We start from the raw sequence: 19,138 nt of genomic DNA on the forward strand, positions 1-19,138 counted from the left end.
CGCTCGGGAACTCCACCACGCGATTGGGGCGAATCTTACCAAACCGATTGGAGCTGTAAAGGGTTTTCTTAACCTCAGGTTGCGGTTGGTGCTTTTTTCAACGTCTTGCGTCCAAAATCAGCAGTAAGCGTTGTTTTTATCGCTTTTTGAAACCTGCCTTCGTTTACATAGTCTGAGTGCTATGTGGCAAAATCTCGAATTTGGATGTAATAACGAGAAAAAACAACGTCTTTACAATTCTTTAAGGACAAAAAAAAGTAGATCAGTACACTGGTGCTATTCAAATAATAAGGTGTGATGTAATGAAAAAAGGGATGCTACTGGGCGCCGTGATGTTGGCCGGCGTTGCGTTCTGGCAGTGGGGAGGTATACAGCCCTCGAACGAGGAAGCCTCTGCGCCACCACCGGGTGCGCGATCTGTGGATGTGATGACTGCACAAGTGGAGACCAAATCGATTGCGCCGTCGCTGTCGTTGGTGGGTAACGTTAAAGCCCACCAACAGATTAATATCGAATCGGAAGTGTCGGCGCGCATTGAAACGGTGCACGTAAAACCGGGAGAAACGGTTGAAAAAGGGGCGCCTTTGGTGACATTTAATCGTGCCAAAGCCCAAGCAGCGGTACTGGAAGCGTCAGCTTATCTCAATGATGAGCAGCGCAAGCTAAAAGAGTACACCAAGCTGGCGCAGCGTGGTGCCTTAACGCAAACCGAGTTGGATGCACAGCAAGCCAGTGTCAATATCGCCAAGGCGCGTCTGCAATCGGCGCAATCTGATTTAGATGATCACCGTTTAATCGCGCCCTTTTCGGGTCGCATTGGTTTGTTTGATTTAAGTGTCGGTCAGCGCGTGGATGTGGGTGAAACCCTCTTTAGCCTCGATAATCTGTCGCGAATGAATTTGGATATTCAAGTCCCAGAGCAGTATTTTAGCCGCTTATATCCTGATATGCCCGTGGCAGTGACCTCTCAAGCTTGGCCGGACAAAACGTTTGACGGTGAAATTCAGGTCGTGGACTCGCGCATCAACCAAGACGCGTTATCTGTCGGTGTTCGCGTTGCGCTGGATAACCCGGAACGCCAATTACAGCCTGGTATGCTGATGGAGGCGAAACTGACCTTGCCTGAGCAGCAAGCGGTGATTGTCCCGGTGCAAGCCCTGCAATATTCCGGTACACGTCGCTATGTATTCCGTATTGATGACGAAGGCATTGCTCATCGCACTGAAATTACCCTCGGTGCGCGCATTGATAACCAAGTGGTGGTGAGTCAAGGGCTCGAATCGGGTCAAAACATCGTCGTACAAGGCCTGGTAAATATGCGCGATGGCGCACAAGTGTCGGTATTGAATGCGGAAGCGCCCAAAAACCAAGCTGATGACCAAAGCCGTGTCAGTGAGTCCGCGTCAGAGACGGAGGCAAGCTAATGTGGTTGTCTGATGTCTCGGTAAAACGGCCAGTGATGGCGATTGTGTTGAGTTTGCTGTTATGTGTTTTCGGGGCGGTTTCTTTCTCGACCTTATCAGTGCGTGAGATGCCGGATATTGATAGCCCAGTGGTGAGTATCTACACCGGCTATTCCGGCGCCTCGGCCAGTATTATGGAAAGCCAAGTTACACAGTTGATTGAAGATGAGCTGTCCGGGATAAGCGGCATTGATGAAATTACGTCAGTCAGTCGCAACGGCTCATCACGGATCACGGTAGAATTTAACCTCGATCATCCGCTGACCGAAGGCGTGAGTGACGTGCGCGATGCCGTGGCGCGCGCACAAGGCGGACTGCCTGATGATGCCAATGATCCGATTGTGTACAAAGACAACGGCACCGGTGAAGCGGCGGTCTATATCAATTTGGCCTCGTCAGAGATGGATCGTAACCAGCTCACCGAATACGCCCAACGCACCTTGGAAGACAGATTTAGTCTGATCTCTGGGGTGAGTTCGGTCGATCTATACGGTGCGCTGTATAAAGTGATGTATGTCAAGCTGGATCCCACCCAAATGGCGGGGCACGGTGTCACTACCCAAGATATTCTCGATGCATTGCGTAGTGAGAATCTAGAGAGTCCCGGTGGACAGATTCGTAACGACGTGATGACCATGCCGGTGCGTAGCGACCGGCTATATCATGATGCAGAAGACTTTAAACAACTGGTGGTGCGCACCACGGCTGATGGCACGGCGATTTACTTGTCGGATGTCGCGGAGGTAGCAATTGGCTCACGCAATGAAGATGCCACCTATAAAAACAACGGCATCAATAATTTAAGCTTGGCGCTGATCCCACAATCCGATGCCAATCCGCTTGATATTTCCGACCGCGCTCACAAGCTTGTCGATGAAATGCAGGCCTTCCTGCCCGAAGGCACGCGCCTTTGGGTCGATTACGATACTACGGTGTTTATTGAGCGCTCGATTGAAGAGGTGTATAGCACCCTCTTTATCACAGGGGCGTTGGTGGTATTAGTGCTGTATATCTTTATCGGCCAAGCGCGCGCCACCTTGATCCCAGCCGTAACTGTGCCGGTGTCCTTGATATCTGCCTTTATTGTTGCTTCGGCGATGGGCTTTTCCATCAACCTGCTGACCTTAATGGCGTTGATCTTAGCGATTGGCCTGGTGGTGGATGATGCCATTGTGGTGGTCGAAAATATCTTCCACCACTTACAACAAGGCGATCCACCCTTGGTGGCCGCTTACCGTGGCGCACGGGAGGTGGGCTTTGCGGTGATCGCCACCACCGCGGTGTTGGTGATGGTGTTCCTCCCCATTACCTACATGGATGGCATGATTGGTAAGTTGTTCACCGAGTTTGCCGTGATGCTCGCCGTCACCGTGCTCTGTTCGTCCTTAATAGCGTTGACCCTCACGCCGGTGCTTGGCAGTAAATTGCTGCGCTTAAATGTAACATCCAGTCCTGTGAACCGTGCTATCACTCGTGGGTTTGATGTGCTTGAAGGCTACTACCGCCGGGCGTTGGGGCATGTACTGCGCTGGCGTTGGTTGGCACCTGTAGTGATCTTGCTCTGTATTGGCGGCAGTGGCGTGTTGATGCAGCACTTACCATCGCAATTAGTGCCACAAGAAGATCGTGGGGTGTTGCTGGCGTTTGTCCGTGGTGCGGAAGGCACCGCCTATAACCGCATGGTGGGCAACATTGAGCAAATTGAGCAGCGCTTGATGCCCTTAGTTGAAGCGGGCACTTTGAGTTCGGTGAGCTTGCAGACGCCAGCGTTTGGCGGTCGAGCGGGAGATCAAACGGGCTTTGTGATCATGCTATTGCCGGACTGGGATGAGCGCGATCGCTCCGCTCAAGATATCTTGGCGGAAGTCCGTCAGGTGTTAAATGGTGTGCCAGATGTGCAAGTGTTCCCGTTTGCGCCTGGCTTTGGTGGGGGGAGTTCAGAGCCCGTGCAGTTTGTACTCAGCGGCCCGGATTATCCTGAACTTCATCGCTGGGCAGAAAAATTGGGCGAAACGGGTCGCGAGGCGGGTGTGATTGACAGCCCGGATTACGACTACAACCAAAACACCCCTGAGCTGGTGGTGAAAGTTGACCGTCGTCGCGCCTCTGAACTTGGGATTTCGGTGCGGGATGTTTCCGATACGTTAGAAGTGATGCTTGGTGGCCGAGCCCAGACTAGCTATGTGGATCGCGGTGAAGAGTACGATGTGTATGTGCGCGGCGATGAAAATGCCTTTAGCAGTAAAAGCGATCTCAGCCGTATTTATATGCGCAGCCGCAGCGGCAAGTTGGTTTCGCTGGATGCAGTGACTACGGTGGAGGAAACAGCGTCCGCGCAGCGTTTAAGCCATACCAACAAGCAAAAATCGATCACCTTATCGGCGCATTTAGGCGAGGGAGTGACGCTGGGCCAAGCACTGGATTATCTGGATAGGGTCGCGGCTGAGAATCTACCGGCCGATATCTCGGTGGGCTATTCAGGGGAGTCGAAAGATTTTCGTGACAACCAAACCAGTGTGCTGGTGGTGTTTGGTTTAGCGCTCTTGGTGTCGTACTTGGTGTTAGCGGCGCAATTTGAAAGCTTTATCAACCCCTTGGTGGTGATGTTGACGGTGCCTATGGGGATGCTGGGCGGCTTTTTAGGTCTGTGGCTGACCAACCAAGGGATCAATATTTATAGCCAAATTGGTCTGATTATGCTGATTGGGATGGTGACCAAAAACGGTATTTTGATCGTGGAGTTTGCCAACCAATTGCGTGACCGTGGCATTGCATTTGAAAAAGCGATTATCGATGCGTCAGTCCGTCGTTTGCGACCGATTCTGATGACAGCGTTTACCACCTTGGCTGGGATGATCCCACTGATCCTCTCCACTGGCGCGGGAGCGGAAAGTCGTATCGCGGTTGGGACGGTGATCTTCACCGGTATGGCCTTTGCGACGTTCGTGACCTTATTAGTGATCCCGGCGATGTATCGCTTGCTCTCCATTCATACTCATTCGCCTGAGTATGTGGCGCAGCAATTGGACAAAGCGCTCGCGGTGGAAACTGTGCATCGGGCTAGTCATGGTGAGTTTGATACCCATCCGCATGATGAGCCGCATAAATAACCGCTGTTGTATTATCGACACAAAAACCGCCTCTTCATAGTGAGGCGGTTTTTTATTGCTTGTCGCTGCCAGTAGATGCGCGCAGTTACGCGTTTTCGGCTTGTTTGCGTTGCAGTGCGGCTTGTACGTCCGTTTGATTGGCGAGGTAATCATCTAAGCCACGCTGACGCAAGTGGCAGGCTGGACACTCACCACAGCCAGTGCCTTTAATCCCGTTATAACAGGTTAGGGTGTGGTCGCGCACAAAATCGAGGGCGTGATACTGATCGGCCAGTGCCCAGGTCTCGGCTTTATCCAGCCACATCAGCGGCGTCACTAAGGCGAGTTGTCTGTCCATGCCGCGCTCAAGAGCTTGCTGCATTGATTGAATAAAATCGTTACGACAATCTGGATAGCCAGAAAAATCGGTTTCGCAGACACCGGTGATCACCGCCTCAGCGCCAATTTGATAGGCGTAGATACCCGCTAAAGTCAAAAACAAGATATTACGTCCCGGCACAAAGGAATTGGGCAGGCCGTTTTCGTTCAGCGCGTTGGAAACAGGAATATTGTCGCGTGTGAGCGAGCTAATTGCCAATTCATTGAGCAAACCAACATCCAATACCTTGTGCGCACTGACTTTGCGGCTTGCAGCAATTTCACGGGCAACATCAATTTCTTGCTTGTGGCGCTGGTTATAGTCGAAAGTGAGGCAATGCACTTCGTCGTACTCTGCCTGCGCTTGAATCAGACAGGTGGTTGAATCCTGTCCTCCGCTAAATACCACAACGGCTTTTTTCATCGGTTTGTCCTTTGGCGGTGCTACTCACCCAGTGTTACACAGAGCACGGATGGTACCCCTGTGTGGTATCGACAGCAAGCCAGATGCGATGATGCAATCCGTTAGTCAGTATGCAATTTGTCCCCTCTTTGTTTGCTAAGCTATGCCTTGATGGTTGATTTATAAAGGACATTCACAAGTCATGGACGGACTTGAACCGCAAGCTATCCCTTGCCTGTGCCGTACACCTATCTCGGGTATTTTTGTCAGAGTATGTCACCCTGAGCACATCGACGCCGCCTTGATGCGATCAAGTAAAGACAGACCGAACGGTCGGTATAATCGTCAGGGTGAAAGCGCGCTGTATTTAACCGAGAGTGCAGAGAGTGCGCGCGTAGCTATGCAAAAGTACGCCAGCCAGATCACAACGCCACGCGTGCTTGTGCGGTATCAGGTTGACCCCTGTGAGCTGGTGGATTTGCGTCATCCTGAACTACAGCAATACAAAACTTTATCCAGCGTTGATTGGCAAGCCGCCTTAGCAAAAGGCCAATCACCATCCAGTTGGTGGGTGGCCGATAAACTGAGAAGCGGTAATGAAATCGGCTTAATTGACCCATCGCGAAAAGATCCCAGCACTTGGCATATCACCTTGTTTCGCTGGAACGCCCCTGGCGCGCCGTCCGTAACCAGAGTGGGCGAGCCTGAAGAGATTAGTTTGGAATAAAGTTACTATTTCGCGACAAAAGCTTTTAACCCTTCGAGCGTTTCGACTGGGATAGGGCAGCTTTTACCGGTTTTAAAATCGCAATAGACAATCAAGGCCTCGCCCTCGGCCACACAGCGCTCTTGATTGTGACTGTAGATTTCATACTTCATCGCATAGCGCTTTTCTTGAATATCCTCGACCCAAGCGACGGTGGTGATGGTATCTGGATACACCAAAGGAGCGCGATAATCGCAGCGGGTTGAGGCGACCACGGGACCAACATGCAGCCGTTTGGCTAGCTCGAACACTTCCAGTTTTTCAAGCATCACCACGCGTACATCTTCAAAATAGCGAAAGTACACGGTGTTATTGATGTGTTGCATGGCATCCATGTCGTTCCAGACAATCGCCTGCGTATGAGAGAGCGGGTAGTTTTCTACTGGGATATTAGCCACAAGACAATCCTCCTTAATTGTGTGCCTTGATTGCACACCAAGCCCAATGACAAGACAAGCCGCGCAGGTATAAATACGGAGCTTTGTCTAACAATGACGTAACAAAATACATAAGTCGACAAAGTGGTTATCAGGGTGTGTGGCGCTAATCGATTAATGTGGCAGCAATCAGACTCTGGTATGATACGCCCCCTTTGGCCGTGCTTGGGCGCGGCATGATTTACTTTTGCTGTGGATACGACTTTGACTGATACCGCTTTTTCCTCGCTTGCGTTACCCGCTGATTTACTCGATAACTTAGCAACCTTGGGTTATACGCACATGACACCGATTCAGGCGCAGAGCTTACCGTCTGTGCTCAATGGCAAAGATATTATTGCCCAAGCAAAAACCGGCTCGGGGAAAACGGCGGCGTTTAGCCTGGGAGTGTTAGCCAAACTGAACGTAAAACGCTTTCGCGTGCAATCTTTGGTGCTGTGTCCAACCCGTGAGCTGGCCGAGCAAGTGGCGGTTGAGATGCGTAAGTTGGCGCGTGGTCGCCACAATGTCAAAGTGCTGACGCTATGTGGCGGCGTATCGATTGGCCCACAAATTGGCTCACTGGAGCATGGTGCACACATTATTGTCGGCACTCCGGGGCGTGTGGATGACCATTTACGCAAGGGCACCTTGCGTCTCGATGACGTTGAGACTTTGGTGTTGGATGAAGCCGACCAGATGCTGGATATGGGCTTCCAAGAGACCTTGGATGCCATCATTGCGCGAGTTCCCGCTCATCGTCAAACCTTGTTATTTAGCGCTACCTTCCCGCGCTCGATCAATGCGATTGCTCAGCGAGTGCTGAGCCACCCTGTCTCCGTTAAAGTGGATGAGGTGCAAACGCAAAGTACAATCTCGCAGCACGTCTATAAAGTCGATGACAATAAGCAGCGTTATCAAGCGTTAAAGCTACTTTTATTGCACTTTCAGCCGCAAAGCTGCGTGGTGTTCTGTACGACCAAAGCCCAAACACAACAAGTTTGCGATAACCTAGAAGATGATGGTTTTAGCGCTGTTGCCTTGCATGGTGATATTGAACAGCGTGGCCGTGAGCGCACCTTAGTAAAATTTGCCAACAAAAGTGCGTCCGTGCTGGTAGCCACTGATGTGGCCGCGCGAGGCTTAGATATTGATGACATGGATATGGTGATCAACTATCAGCTCGCCCACGATCCGCAAACTCACGTGCACCGCGTCGGCCGTACCGGTCGCGCTGGCAAAAAAGGAGTAGCGTGTTCGCTATATAACGATGCCGAGCACTATAAGCTGGCGATGATTGGCGATCAGTATGACCGCGATTTTCTCCCTGAAGCCCTGCCGTCGCAACATTTGCTCGACACCGTGCCCTATCAGCCTGAGATGGCAACCTTGATGATTGACTCAGGTAAAAAACAAAAAGTACGCGCGGGTGATATTTTGGGCGCGCTGACCGGTCAAGCGGGCATTGACGGTAAGCAGGTGGGTAAAATCAATGTGCTCGATAATGTGGCGTTTATTGCTGTGTCCCAATCTTGCGTTAAAGCTGCATTGCGTAAGCTCAATGATGGAAAAGTGAAAGGCCGCACCATCCGCGCCCGCCGGATTTAGTTTGTAAGAACGCATCAAAGACATAACCAAGGAATAAGCATGACGAACAAGGATGTTGTTCTCGCGTTTTGGGAAGCCATGCAACGAAATGACTTCTCAAAAGCGAGTGAGTACTTCAGTGATGACTATCAATGCTTCTGGCCTCAGTCAGGAGAATTGATCGTTGGGCGCGATGACTTTGTCGCACTAAACACGGCCTATCCTGCAAATGGTCTTTGGACATTCTCCGTTTACTCTTGTATCGCTGAAGGCGATAGGGTGGTGACAGATGTTGGAGTGACTGATGGTGTCGTAAACGATCGAGTCATTACTTTTCATACACTGAAGGCTGGCCGTATCACGTATCAACAAGAGTTTTGGCCTGACGACATGCCAGCACCTGAATGGCGATCCAATTGGGTGAGGCGTGTTGGCAATGGTCTGAATCTTTCTAAGCACGGATCGCAATCGCGATAAGAAGGGCATCACTTGCGGAGTCCCTACGTTAATCTACTCTATTTCAATTGCTTAATGATTAGAGCTGCATAGTACCTTGTTAGTAATGTGCACGTTGACATGGAGTCACAGATGAAAAAATATTTTGAGAACTTAGCCAAAGCTTTGCTCGGCCAGCCATTTGGTAGCCTTAGTTCGGGAGAACAAAAAGTTATTGAAAGCATTGCCAATAACACGGCAGTGTCTGAGAACGTCAACAAGTCCTTCCACGAAAGTTTGACCACTGGGCAAATGGTGGCGGACAAAATTGCCTCATTTGGTGGCTCTTGGTCATTTATCGGGCTTTTCTTCGCATTCATCATTGGCTGGATTGTCGTGAATACGGTTTGGTTAGTGGGAGACGCGTCATTCGATCCCTATCCCTTTATTTTGCTGAACCTTGGGTTATCCAGTCTGGCGGCTTTCCAAGCGCCGATCATCATGATGTCGCAAAACCGCCAAGCGGCAAAAGACAGGATGGAGCAAAAAGCTACCTACGAAATCAATCTAAAACTCGAGCTTGAACTAATGCGCCTGCACGACAAATTTGATGCCTTGCAGGCCGATGTCCGTCGAGGCGAGCGAGAATAATTCACTCGCCTTTTCGTGAAACCCAGTTAGAGACGATGGCGCGTTACCCCAACACCGTCTGCAAATCATGGGTCGCTTGGTCGAGACCCCCAATGTGCTCGCGTACCCAATCAGGGTTGTAATAGGTGTCTAGGTAGCGCTCGCCGCTGTCACACAGCAAGGTGACAATAGAGCCTTTCTCGCCTTTAGCGCGCATTTCATTGGCCAGCATCAAGACGCCGTACAGGTTGGTACCGGTGGACGCGCCGGCTTTGCGGCCAAGCTGGCTTTCTAGCCAGTGAATGGTGGCGATACTGTGAGTGTCCGGCACTGTGGTCATTCTATCAATCACGCCGGGAATAAAGCTGGGCTCGACACGTGGCCGTCCAATCCCTTCAATGCGGCTGCTTTTATCGGTGGTCAGTGCGCTGTCGCCGGTGAGGTAGTAATCGTGAAACACCGAGTGCTCAGCATCGGCCACCATCAGCTGAGTCGGTTGGCAGCGATAACGAATGTAGCGGCCAATGGTCGCTGAGGTGCCACCGGTGCCCGGGCTCATCACAATCCAGCGAGGGATAGGGAAGCGCTCGTACTGCATTTGATCAAATATGCGGTTGGCGATGTTGTTATTGCTACGCCAGTCCGTCGCGCGCTCGGCATAGGTAAACTGGTCCATGTAATGGCCATTGAGCTCCTTAGCAAGGCGACGAGACTCGGCATAGATCTGATCTGACCGCTCGACAAAGTGCGCTTCACCGCCATAAAAACGGATTTGCTCAATCTTCTTACACGCAGTGTTTTTGGGCACTACGGCAATAAAACGCAAACCAAGCAGACGGGCAAAATACGCTTCGGAAATGGCAGTACTGCCTGATGAGCTTTCAATGATGGTAGTGTGCTCATCAATCCAGCCATTACATAAGCCGTACAAAAACAAAGAACGCGCCAAGCGGTGCTTCAAACTGCCGGTCGGGTGGGTGCTCTCGTCTTTGAGATAGATATCAATGTCCGTAAAGCTAGGGAGATCGAGCTTAATTAAATGGGTATCTGCAGAGCGTTTAAAGTCGGCTTCAATCAGGCGAATCGCGTTACCGACCCAAGTATGGCAAGGCTGTGGGGTTGTCATCATGCGTCTCCGAATGCGTCATTAGCACCAGTTTACGCAAAGCATGGGATAAAAACCTTGCTATTTTTGCTCTATAATGCCTACATAAGAGAAAAATAAACTCCCAAGTAATGATTAATGGAAATAACTTTTCATGACTATCACTTTAGATGAGATAGATCGCACTTTACTCGCGGCGCTGCAGGAAGATGCCAACTGGTCTGTGTCCGCGCTGGCCGAACGGGTAAATTTAACCACCACCCCCTGTTGGAAGCGGCTGAAACGGCTGGAATCACAAGGGGTGATCCGCGGGCGGGTGGCATTGCTTGACCCCGAAACGGTTGGCCTAGCCTTTACCGCTTTCGTTCACATTAAAACCAATGATCACAGTGAGCAGTGGTACAAAACCTTTACGGAAGTGGTAACCGAGTTCCCTGAGGTGATGGAATTCTACCGCATGGCAGGCGAGTATGATTACATGATGAAGGTGCAGGTGGCTGATATGACTCGATTTGATCATTTTTATAAAAAGCTGGTCAATTCTGTGCCGAGTCTGAATAATGTGACATCAACATTCGCCATGGAAGCGCTTAAGTACACCACCGCCTTACCGATCCGATAGGTCGTTGTGATGATAAAAAGGCGGGGATAAAAAGGAGACCTCATGAAGGTGTTTTGGCAGTTAGGCTGGTTTTTTAAACGTGAATGGCGTCGTTATCTCGGCGCCATGATTATTTTAGTATTTGTCTCTGTCTTCGAGCTGATCCCGCCGATGGCCGTGGGCCATGTGGTTGATGGCGTGGTCGCGGGCGAGATTTCCACTGAGCTACTGATGTGGCTACTGGCAGGCATGCTGGCCATTTGGGTAGTGGTATATCTGCTCCGCATTGTGTGGCGAGTGTGGCTATTTGGTGCCGCGGCTGAGCTGGGTACTGTGCTGCGCAACAGGCTTTATGATCATTTTACTCGCCAATCCCCGCATTTTTTCCGTCGCTATCCGAGTGGCGATATCATGGCGCGCTCTACCAATGATGTGAAAGCGGTGGTAATGACAGCCGGTGAAGGGGTTCTGACTGCCGGGGATTCCATTATCACAGGCGTTGCTGTGCTTATTGTAATGGTGAGCCAAATTAGCTGGCAGCTGACGCTTTTAGCGCTGTTACCGATGCCGGTGATGGCGGTGCTGGTCAATCGCTTTGGCCGTCGTTTGCATCATACCTTCACCGAATCACAAGCGGCATTTTCTGAGCTGTCAGAAGTGAGTCAGTCCTCACTGTCAGCAGTGCGTATGGTGCGCGCATTCGGCTTAGAGCAGCACCAGATGAATCAGTTTAATCAAGTTGCCGATCGTACTGGGGAGAAAAATCTCGCGGTGGCGCGGGTTGATGCGCTGTTTTCGCCGGTGATCCAAGGCACCATTGGTGCTTCGTTTTTCCTGACCGTGTCTGGCGGCGGCTACATGGTCGCCACTGGTGAGATTTCGCTTGGGGATCTTACCGCATTTACCTTGTATCAAGGCTTGATGATTTGGCCGATGCTCGCGGTGGCGTGGCTGTTTAATATCATTGAGCGTGGGCGTGCGGCTTGGACGCGGATTGATGCGTTGCTGCAAGAGCAGCCAGACATTGTTGGTGGTGACACGCCGCTGCCAGACACCATGCAGTCGTTGACGCTGGCGATTGAGCAGTTTAAGTGGCAACCGGATGACAGTTTTGCGCTTAAAGATATCCATGTGACGCTTCCGCCTGGGGCCATGCTGGGGATTGCCGGCCCAGTCGGCAGTGGTAAATCAACTTTATTGCAATTACTGCTTCATCTGACCCAGCTTGAAAAGGGCGATATTCGCTATGGTGATGTGTCGATAGCGGAGGCTGATTTGTCGTCATGGCGACAACGTTTCGCGGTGGTGACGCAAACACCATTTTTGTTTTCGCGATCGATCGCGGAAAACATCGCCCTGGGCCGTCCGGATGCAACTCAAGCGGAAATCGAGCAGGCGGCTACACTTGCCTGCATTGATGAAGACATCCGTCAGCTGCCGCACGGGTATCAAACCGCGGTGGGTGAAAAAGGGATCACTCTATCTGGCGGTCAAAAGCAGCGTATTTCCATTGCTCGCGCCTTGTTGGTGGAAGCGGAGTGCTTGATTTTGGATGATGCCTTGTCGGCGGTTGATGGTGACACCGAGCACCGCATTCTGCAGAACCTGCAACATCATCAGCACACCCGTACCACGATAGTGATTGCCCACCGCTTATCGGCACTGGAAAACGCCGATGAAATTGTGGTGCTCAGCCACGGGCTAATCCGAGAGCGTGGCCAGCATCGCCAATTGATTCAACAGCCAGGATGGTATCAAGAAATGCACCAATATCAGCAGCTGGAAGCGGCATTGGAAGCCGATGAGGAGCCGCGCCATGACTAAGCGAGAGATCTTATTGCGATTGCTAAGCTACATGCGCCGCGACAGGCGTCAATTTGTGATTGCCACGGTTTTCTTGCTGGTGGCGGCGGTGGCGGAAGTCACTGGCCCTTATTTGGTGCAAATCTTTCTCGATAACTATGTCGCCAAAGATAATTATCCGGCGATGATCATGTGGGCACTGGCAGTCGGTTATATCGTATCGACCATTGTTTCTGCAGGCTTTCAGTATCAGTACGAGCTGCGTTTTAACACCATGGCGGTGGCCATCATTCAACGCATTCGCAAAGCGGTGTTCGCCAATGTGATTAAACAGCCTTTGTCAGCCTTTGACTATGTGCCGATGGGGCGGATTGTATCGCGTTTGACCAATGACACCGAGTCGTTGAAAGAGCTGTATGTGTCGGTGCTTTCAACCTTTTTACGCAACATCGCGCTGATTGGGGTGATGCTGGTGGCAATGCTGATGCTCAGTGTGCAACTGACAATGGTGGTGCTGGTGCTACTGCCGTGTGTGGTGCTGGTGATGGCGCGCTATCAAAAACGCTCAGCGCCTGCGTATCGTCGGGCACGAGACCGACTAGCAGACATCAACGGGGTGATGAACGAATCCGTGCTCGGCATGAATTTGATCCAGTTGATGCAGCAAGAGCGGGCGTTCTCCTCGCGATTCAGTGATATGACCGCGGATCACTTGGATGCCATGGTCACCATTCAGCGCCTTAACGGGATCTATCTCCGTCCTTTGATTGATTTATTGGCGGGGGCCGCCTTGCTGTCTTTGGTGGCTATCTTCGGTTTTAGCGGCACGGCAGTGATTGGGGTTGGCGTGCTGTATGCCTTTTTAAGCTACTTGGGGCGGATCACCGAGCCATTGATTGAAATGATGCAGCAACTGTCACTGCTTCAGCAGGCTATTTCGGCCGGTGAGCGGCTTTTTGAAATGATGGACACGCCGCCTGAGCAATATGGCCATGACACCACGCCGATCCCTGATGGTGCCATTGCACTGAAGAATGTGTCGTTTTCCTACGATGGTGAAACGCCGGTGTTGTCAGACGTCAATGTAGACGTCCCTGCCGGCGGCTTTCTGGCGTTAGTCGGTCATACAGGCAGCGGTAAATCAACCTTGGCGTCGCTACTGATGGGGTTTTATCGCGCAGGCGAGGGGACGCTGACGCTGGGAGGGTTACCGATCGAAAGCTTGAGTCATCAAAGCTTGCGTGAGGGCGTTGCCATGGTGCAACAAGACCCACACATGTTGACGGGGAGTTTGCGAGAAAACATCGCGCTGGGACAGACGCTGGACGATGAAAAAATTTGGCATGCACTCGAGCAAGTGGCGTTGGCAGATTACGTGAAAGGATTGCCAGCGGGGCTGGATACCTTACTTGGTGAGGGCGGAATGACCTTTTCTGCCGGTCAGCGCCAGCTGTTAGCTCTGGCGCGGGTGTTGGTGCGTCAGCCTAAAATTCTGATCCTTGATGAAGCCACCGCCAATATTGATTCCGGCACCGAAGAGCTTGTGCAACAAGCGCTGAACAGGTTACGCCAACAGATGACAGTGGTGGTGATTGCGCACCGCTTATCGACCATTGCCGAGGCCGATAACATCCTCGTCTTGCATCGTGGCCGCGTGATTGAGCAAGGGCGCCATCAAAGCCTGCTGCGTCAGCAAGGCCGATACTGGCAGATGTATCAGCTTCAGCAAGCCAGCGCGCATTTAGCTGCATTAGAGGAAGAGGCGCAGGTGTAGCGGCTCAGTCATGAGTGAAGCAATCAAAAAGGGGCGCAATGCCCCTTTTTTGTGTCGCTCACGCTCGAGACGTTGATGGTTAGGAGAGTTTACGCATCAAACCCTCTTGGGTCGCTGAAGCAACAAGATCCCCTTGCTGATTGAAGAGTTCGCCGCGCACAAAGCCACGCGCGCCACTGGCGGAGGGGCTTTCAATCGTAAATAGCAGCCATTCATCCATTCTAAACGGGCGGTGGAACCACATAGAGTGATCAATGGTGGCCACTTTCATGCCCGGCGTAAGCAACGTCACTGCATGAGGCTGCAGCGCCGTGACCAAAAAGCCCCAATCGGCAGCATAGCCGAGCAAATACTGATGGACATGAAAATCGTCCCCCACTTCGCCATTGGCGCGGATCCACAGATATTGCTTAGCGGGCGCGGCGTGGGGCTTGAGTGGGTTGATCACCGTGGCTGGTCGCACTTCAATCGGCTTGTCGCCCCCAAACGCTTTTACCACATTTGGCGGTAGCTTGTGGGCAATATCATTGACAAGCGATTGCTCAGAGCGCAAGGTCTCGGGCGCTGGCACGTCTGCTGGCATGGTGTTTTGATGCTCAAAGCTTTCTTCCTCCTCTTGATAAGAGGCAGTGAGATAGAAAATCGGTTTTCCGTACTGGACGGCTTTTATTCGCCGGGTACTGAAACTTTTTCCGTCTCTAAGTATCTCAACATCGTAGATGATCGGCTGCTCAGGGTCGCCTGGGCGCAGAAAATAACTGTGGAATGAATGCAAAAAGCGCTCGGGCTCTACGGAGGTTTTCGCGGCAGACAACGCTTGTCCAATCACTTGCCCACCATACACTTGGGGCAGTCCAAGGTTTTCACTCTGGCCGCGGTAAAGGCCGGTGTCTAATCGCTCAAGCTGCAGCAGTTGTAAGAGTTCTTTTAGTGGTTGGCTCATAAGTCCTTGATTCATGCTATGCTTCCATTGTTATTGTTCAAGCTATCATAACCTTAGTGTTTTTGCCGCATTTGAACGTGCTTCAGTGAGGATTCTTTAATGAAGAAACTAACGTTTCTATTGTTCGCCTTATTCACTGCTTTGGTGTTTACTGCTTGTTCTGGAAATAGCCAACCTAATGATTTAGCGACTGTTTCTGGCAGTTTGGTGTATCGCGAACGCCTTGCGTTGCCGGAAAATGCCAGTGTGACGGTGCGGCTGGTAGAAATCAAAAATATGGATGCCCCAGGCAAAGTAATCAGTCGCCAGTCTTTTGTGACAGAAGGGCAGCAAACGCCTTTGCATTTTTCCCTCAACTACGATCCGGGCCAAATCACGGCGACGCACGATTATGTGATCACCGCCCAGATCGATGTGAGTGATCGGCCTCTATTTATTACCAATACGGTCAATAAAGTGATCACGGATACGAATCACACCTATGATCCAACGCTAACACTGGTGCGCGCGGGGCATTGATCGCTACACTGATAAGAGATATCCGCACAAGGAGTGTGCATGCGAATCTCACTGTTTCTCTGGCCAGCGTTGGTGCTATCGGTTATCGCTGTTGCGGGGATAAGTGCCACGTCTTCTCTTAATAGTCTAGCGATTGCCGCGTCTGCTTTATTCTTTTTCTATCCAGATAAAGTCGCGAGTTGGTGCCTAGCGCTAGCGATGGCGATTTTTGCCTTTACCTTGCCACATCTACCTGCGCTGTTAGCCGCGAGCACGCTATTGCTTTTACCGGCTTTGTCTCTCTGGTTCAATCCCGACCGACACCCACACGTCAAGCTATTACTCGGTGCGGTGATGGTAGCCATGTTTGCGGGGATGATGGCTTTGCAATCTGAAGCGAAATTGGGTGGCTCACCGACTACGCTCGCGCTGCAAACGCTAGCACTCATGGGGTTATGGCTAGCGATCAGATATTGGCCAGGTTACCAGCCGCCTCATCGCGGGGCCTGGTTGTTACTGCCTATATTAGTGGCGGTGAGTGGCTGGCCTGCTGCGTTATGGAGTGCGACAACGGTGATGGTCATTTGGTTGTTACAGTGGGTGGGGTTCACGCCGCAATTTGCTCGCTCACGTCACCTTGCCTTGCATTTTATCCCGAGCGTGCCGTTTTTGGTGATTACGTGGCTTACCCCTGGACAACTCACGCTGTCGCTATTGGTCGCGTGGGCCACCATGCTTGCGGCGATTTGGGTTGGTGAGTATTTGCTATTGGAAGAGCCGGACGATCAATAGAAAATTGCCTAGAAGATAAACAGTTAACGAATGAGGCCATCAATCCTCCTTGCATTGCATCCAGCCTTGCCACATAATGCCCCGCAGTTAAGCAAGCTTAACGACATATCGATGGAGGCCTCCTTGGTTCTCCCGCAACACTATCTTGTGTACTGGGTCAGGTCCGGAAGGAAGCAGCCCGCGCTTGGGACGTGTGTGCCGGGATGTAGCTGGGGAGGTCTCCGCCCTTTCTGCCTCTCGTAAAACGTTCTCACTTCCTCCATTGACTCTCTATCTTTATTGACTGTGTGACACAGCTACTTTCTAACCAGCTACAATGTTGACACTCGGGTGACACAGCTTTTAATTGCTTAACTATGATCTCATCATTAGCACTTGTTGCGTCAGTGTGAGGATCCAAAAGGGTGGCAAAGTGGTGTTTCGAGCGTTAGCAGCGTTACTGTTGGCTTTACTCAGCAGCCAAACGGCGGCCAGTGAGCTGCACACGCAACTGAAAGGGTTTTATGATAAGGCCTGGCAAACGGGCACCTTGATGGTTGCACAACCCGCATTAAATGCCTATCCACAGGCTTTATTGGTCAGTCAGTCGCAGTACCCTGATTTCGAGGAGGTTGATTGGCAGGACTTAAACGCGCTACACCAAGTGGTGCAAACGTGCCAGCCGACTCCCAGTATCGTGTCCCCCCTTTTGTTAGCCGCCCAGCGTTTTGAGTTGGCTTTGTGTCGTGATGAGCCTTTACCCATTGAGTGGTTTGAGCAAAACCCGCTACTCCATCCTGCCGGTGGCAGTTATGCGGAGCGCTATGTATCAGCGCGTGGTATCACCACGCCGTCACCCGAACTGGTACAACGTTTTACGTTAGCCAACGAAGAGCACCCTTTACATGCTGCACTGAATGCTCTCAGCCAGGCAGGCCGAGATGCGTTACTCAGTGGTTACCGCGCGTATTTGGATGGCGGACGTCTGTGGCTTAACGGCGAAGAAGGGTGGAAGGCGCTATCTCATGAACAATGGGCGCCAATTGCTGAGCAATATCGTTTGAGTTTATCGACCAATACGACGGGTTGTGATTACCGTTATGGCAATATTTGTAATCAACTCCACCCGGCGTACCGTGGCGTGATGATTGCGGTGTTGGTAGCGGTTTTTTGTGCGCTGATATTTGGTTTAGCGCGTAGCCTGTACGATCGATACCAGCAGCGCCGTGAGCGCCAATTTATTCTCCAGTTGCTGACGCACGAGTTAAGAACACCGATTGCTAGTCTCGGCATGACGGTGGAAATGTTGCGCAGCCAGTTCGATTCGCTTGAACCCAGCACGCAAGATGTGCTGTGGCGATTACTGGCGGATCATCAACGCTTAAGTCAGCTGACAGAGACCAGTAAGGGCTATTTAAGTACCGATAAACGCGAACAATTTAAATTACAAACGGCGTCATTATCGGAGTGGCTGGATAATATTTGCGATTGTTTAGAGGTTGATTACACCCTCGAGCAAGATAAAACACTGACGTTGCCTTTCTACTGGTTATCTATCTGCTTGAAAAACCTGATTCAAAATGCCCATCATCATGGCGGTGATCAAATTTGGCTTCGTGTATGCGTGGATAAGCGTGTACGTGTTTGTGTGTATGATAACGGAGTTTTTCCATCCTGGTGGCAAAGGCTGTGGCGGCGATATAAGTCGTCATCGTCAGAAAGAAATATGGGGATTGGATTGTTTTTAGTGGCGCGTTTAATGCGTCAAATGGGGGGTAAGCTAGTGATCAAACGCCATCCAACCTGCTGTATCCTGGAGTTGCCGCAATGAACCACCTATTGTTGATTGAAGATGACACCTTATTAGGGGAAGGCTTACGCCAGTTTCTGGTACAGCAAGGCTTTGAATGCACCTGGCTGACTGAGAGTCATAAGGTGGCTAAGCATTGGTTTCATGCTGATTTGGTGATTTTAGACCGCCAGCTCGCCGATGGCGATAGTTTGGCGCATTTGCCCCATTGGCTGTCTTTAAAAGCAGTGCCAGTGATCGTATTGACAGCCAAAATTGAGGTTGAGCAACGGGTTGAAGGCTTAATGGCCGGCGCCAAAGATTATGTGGTTAAACCTTTTTCACATCAGGAGCTTTTGGCGCGCATCTATGCCCAATTAAGGCCGTTAGGAGAAAGCCAACTCGTATACGGGCAGATCAAGGTTGAACCTGGCTCCCGTCATGTGTATTGGCAAGACCAGGATGTGACCCTCAAGCCTAAAGAGTTTGATTTATTGTTATTACTGTTACAAAACCAAGGGCGGGTTTTTCATCGCGAAGAGTTGCTCAATAAAATATGGGGATATCAGGCGTTTCCTACCACGCGCACGGTCGACAATCATGTATTGCGGCTACGACAAAAATTGCCCGGTTTAGCGATAGAAACGCACCGCGGTGTCGGGTATCGATTGGTGGTGCTGTGAACCG

General features: G+C 51.2%; 17 protein-coding genes and 1 other RNA gene. 14 read left to right on the top strand and 4 right to left on the bottom strand.

All coding sequences use genetic code 11. The features are described 5' to 3' along the window. Positions 1 to 302: 302 nt before the first annotated feature. Both BGL48_RS03400 and BGL48_RS03405 read left to right on the top strand, forming a co-directional pair. Positions 303 to 1,424, top strand: coding sequence for an efflux RND transporter periplasmic adaptor subunit (locus tag BGL48_RS03400; RefSeq protein ID WP_069361348.1), 1,122 nt, complete (start codon positions 303 to 305; stop codon positions 1,422 to 1,424). After that, positions 1,424 to 4,573, top strand: coding sequence for a multidrug efflux RND transporter permease subunit (locus BGL48_RS03405; protein WP_069361349.1), 3,150 nt, complete (start codon positions 1,424 to 1,426; stop codon positions 4,571 to 4,573). Before BGL48_RS03400 ends, BGL48_RS03405 begins: the two co-directional genes overlap by 1 nt. An 85-nt stretch (positions 4,574 to 4,658) precedes the next feature. Here BGL48_RS03405 and queC read toward each other — a convergent pair whose 3' ends face one another. Then, positions 4,659 to 5,354 (bottom strand): 7-cyano-7-deazaguanine synthase QueC, encoded by a 696-nt coding sequence (gene queC, locus BGL48_RS03410; protein WP_069361350.1) that lies wholly within the window; start codon positions 5,352 to 5,354, stop codon positions 4,659 to 4,661. A gap of 181 nt (positions 5,355 to 5,535) precedes the next feature. On the opposite strand from queC, the gene BGL48_RS03415 reads away from it, so the two are divergent. Continuing rightward, complete coding sequence (locus BGL48_RS03415) at positions 5,536 to 6,060, top strand: RES family NAD+ phosphorylase (protein ID WP_069361351.1); 525 nt, start codon at positions 5,536 to 5,538, stop codon at positions 6,058 to 6,060. A gap of 5 nt (positions 6,061 to 6,065) precedes the next feature. On the opposite strand, the gene BGL48_RS03420 is transcribed toward BGL48_RS03415, so the two are convergent. Further along, complete coding sequence (locus tag BGL48_RS03420; protein WP_255377311.1) at positions 6,066 to 6,497, bottom strand: acyl-CoA thioesterase; 432 nt, start codon at positions 6,495 to 6,497, stop codon at positions 6,066 to 6,068. 243 nt (positions 6,498 to 6,740) lie between these two features. On the opposite strand from BGL48_RS03420, the gene dbpA reads away from it, so the two are divergent. The 3 genes from dbpA to BGL48_RS03435 all read left to right on the top strand — a co-directional run bounded on the left by dbpA (position 6,741) and on the right by BGL48_RS03435 (position 9,188). After that, positions 6,741 to 8,123 (top strand): ATP-dependent RNA helicase DbpA, encoded by a 1,383-nt coding sequence (gene dbpA, locus BGL48_RS03425; RefSeq protein WP_069361491.1) that lies wholly within the window; start codon positions 6,741 to 6,743, stop codon positions 8,121 to 8,123. A 39-nt stretch (positions 8,124 to 8,162) separates the two neighbouring features. Continuing rightward, complete coding sequence (locus BGL48_RS03430) at positions 8,163 to 8,579, top strand: nuclear transport factor 2 family protein (protein ID WP_069361352.1); 417 nt, start codon at positions 8,163 to 8,165, stop codon at positions 8,577 to 8,579. A 111-nt stretch (positions 8,580 to 8,690) separates the two neighbouring features. Then, the gene (locus BGL48_RS03435) at positions 8,691 to 9,188 is read left to right on the top strand and encodes a DUF1003 domain-containing protein (RefSeq protein WP_069361353.1); all 498 of its coding nucleotides are present in this window, start codon (positions 8,691 to 8,693) and stop codon (positions 9,186 to 9,188) included. 43 nt (positions 9,189 to 9,231) lie between these two features. Here the strand turns inward: BGL48_RS03435 and BGL48_RS03440 are convergent, their stop codons facing one another. Then, positions 9,232 to 10,293: a PLP-dependent cysteine synthase family protein gene (locus tag BGL48_RS03440; protein ID WP_176719634.1), complete on the bottom strand. Its 1,062-nt coding sequence runs from the start codon at positions 10,291 to 10,293 to the stop codon at positions 9,232 to 9,234. Positions 10,294 to 10,426: 133 nt separating this feature from the next. Here BGL48_RS03440 and BGL48_RS03445 point away from each other — a divergent pair, with 133 nt between their 5' ends. From BGL48_RS03445 to BGL48_RS03455, 3 genes are read left to right on the top strand one after another with little or no spacing between them, the layout of a single operon-like run. Beyond that, positions 10,427 to 10,894 carry an Lrp/AsnC family transcriptional regulator gene (locus BGL48_RS03445; protein WP_069361355.1) on the top strand — a complete coding sequence of 156 codons (468 nt, stop codon included), beginning with the start codon at positions 10,427 to 10,429 and terminating at the stop codon, positions 10,892 to 10,894. 42 nt (positions 10,895 to 10,936) lie between these two features. Continuing rightward, the gene (locus tag BGL48_RS03450; protein WP_069361356.1) at positions 10,937 to 12,697 is read left to right on the top strand and encodes an ABC transporter transmembrane domain-containing protein; all 1,761 of its coding nucleotides are present in this window, start codon (positions 10,937 to 10,939) and stop codon (positions 12,695 to 12,697) included. Further along, the gene (locus BGL48_RS03455; RefSeq protein WP_083238417.1) at positions 12,690 to 14,450 is read left to right on the top strand and encodes an ABC transporter transmembrane domain-containing protein; all 1,761 of its coding nucleotides are present in this window, start codon (positions 12,690 to 12,692) and stop codon (positions 14,448 to 14,450) included. The genes BGL48_RS03450 and BGL48_RS03455 overlap by 8 nt, the downstream gene beginning before the upstream one ends. A 79-nt stretch (positions 14,451 to 14,529) precedes the next feature. Here BGL48_RS03455 and tesB read toward each other — a convergent pair whose 3' ends face one another. Beyond that, positions 14,530 to 15,393 carry an acyl-CoA thioesterase II gene (tesB, locus tag BGL48_RS03460; RefSeq protein ID WP_069361492.1) on the bottom strand — a complete coding sequence of 288 codons (864 nt, stop codon included), beginning with the start codon at positions 15,391 to 15,393 and terminating at the stop codon, positions 14,530 to 14,532. Positions 15,394 to 15,492: 99 nt separating this feature from the next. Here tesB and BGL48_RS03465 point away from each other — a divergent pair, with 99 nt between their 5' ends. From BGL48_RS03465 to BGL48_RS03485, 5 genes are all read left to right on the top strand, one after another. Further along, on the top strand, positions 15,493 to 15,912 hold the full coding sequence (locus BGL48_RS03465) for a YbaY family lipoprotein (protein WP_069361358.1): 420 nt from the start codon (positions 15,493 to 15,495) through the stop codon (positions 15,910 to 15,912). Positions 15,913 to 15,951: 39 nt separating this feature from the next. Then, positions 15,952 to 16,683: a hypothetical protein gene (locus tag BGL48_RS03470; protein WP_069361359.1), complete on the top strand. Its 732-nt coding sequence runs from the start codon at positions 15,952 to 15,954 to the stop codon at positions 16,681 to 16,683. A 121-nt stretch (positions 16,684 to 16,804) separates the two neighbouring features. Beyond that, an RNA gene (gene ffs / locus BGL48_RS03475) (signal recognition particle sRNA small type) lies at positions 16,805 to 16,901 on the top strand. Between the two features lie 197 nt (positions 16,902 to 17,098). Continuing rightward, complete coding sequence (locus BGL48_RS03480) at positions 17,099 to 18,493, top strand: DUF3404 domain-containing protein (RefSeq protein ID WP_069361493.1); 1,395 nt, start codon at positions 17,099 to 17,101, stop codon at positions 18,491 to 18,493. Then, the gene (locus BGL48_RS03485) at positions 18,490 to 19,134 is read left to right on the top strand and encodes a response regulator transcription factor (RefSeq protein ID WP_069361360.1); all 645 of its coding nucleotides are present in this window, start codon (positions 18,490 to 18,492) and stop codon (positions 19,132 to 19,134) included. Before BGL48_RS03480 ends, BGL48_RS03485 begins: the two co-directional genes overlap by 4 nt. Positions 19,135 to 19,138: the final 4 nt, after the last annotated feature.

This window comes from Salinivibrio sp. SS3 (assembly GCF_001722105.1).
GTDB classification, from domain to species: domain Bacteria; phylum Pseudomonadota; class Gammaproteobacteria; order Enterobacterales; family Vibrionaceae; genus Salinivibrio; species Salinivibrio kushneri.

Excerpts from the sequence above, each read along its gene's own strand:
- BGL48_RS03400 (WP_069361348.1), top strand. The coding sequence starts at position 303 with ATGAAAAAAGGGATGCTACTGGGCGCCGTGATGTTGGCCGGCGTTGCG.
- BGL48_RS03405 (WP_069361349.1), top strand. The coding sequence starts at position 1,424 with ATGTGGTTGTCTGATGTCTCGGTAAAACGGCCAGTGATGGCGATTGTG.
- queC (WP_069361350.1), bottom strand. The coding sequence starts at position 5,354 with ATGAAAAAAGCCGTTGTGGTATTTAGCGGAGGACAGGATTCAACCACC.
- BGL48_RS03415 (WP_069361351.1), top strand. The coding sequence starts at position 5,536 with ATGGACGGACTTGAACCGCAAGCTATCCCTTGCCTGTGCCGTACACCT.
- BGL48_RS03430 (WP_069361352.1), top strand. The coding sequence starts at position 8,163 with ATGACGAACAAGGATGTTGTTCTCGCGTTTTGGGAAGCCATGCAACGA.
- BGL48_RS03435 (WP_069361353.1), top strand. The coding sequence starts at position 8,691 with ATGAAAAAATATTTTGAGAACTTAGCCAAAGCTTTGCTCGGCCAGCCA.
- BGL48_RS03440 (WP_176719634.1), bottom strand. The coding sequence starts at position 10,293 with ATGACAACCCCACAGCCTTGCCATACTTGGGTCGGTAACGCGATTCGC.
- BGL48_RS03445 (WP_069361355.1), top strand. The coding sequence starts at position 10,427 with ATGACTATCACTTTAGATGAGATAGATCGCACTTTACTCGCGGCGCTG.
- BGL48_RS03450 (WP_069361356.1), top strand. The coding sequence starts at position 10,937 with ATGAAGGTGTTTTGGCAGTTAGGCTGGTTTTTTAAACGTGAATGGCGT.
- BGL48_RS03455 (WP_083238417.1), top strand. The coding sequence starts at position 12,690 with ATGACTAAGCGAGAGATCTTATTGCGATTGCTAAGCTACATGCGCCGC.
- tesB (WP_069361492.1), bottom strand. The coding sequence starts at position 15,393 with ATGAGCCAACCACTAAAAGAACTCTTACAACTGCTGCAGCTTGAGCGA.
- BGL48_RS03465 (WP_069361358.1), top strand. The coding sequence starts at position 15,493 with ATGAAGAAACTAACGTTTCTATTGTTCGCCTTATTCACTGCTTTGGTG.
- BGL48_RS03470 (WP_069361359.1), top strand. The coding sequence starts at position 15,952 with ATGCGAATCTCACTGTTTCTCTGGCCAGCGTTGGTGCTATCGGTTATC.
- BGL48_RS03485 (WP_069361360.1), top strand. The coding sequence starts at position 18,490 with ATGAACCACCTATTGTTGATTGAAGATGACACCTTATTAGGGGAAGGC.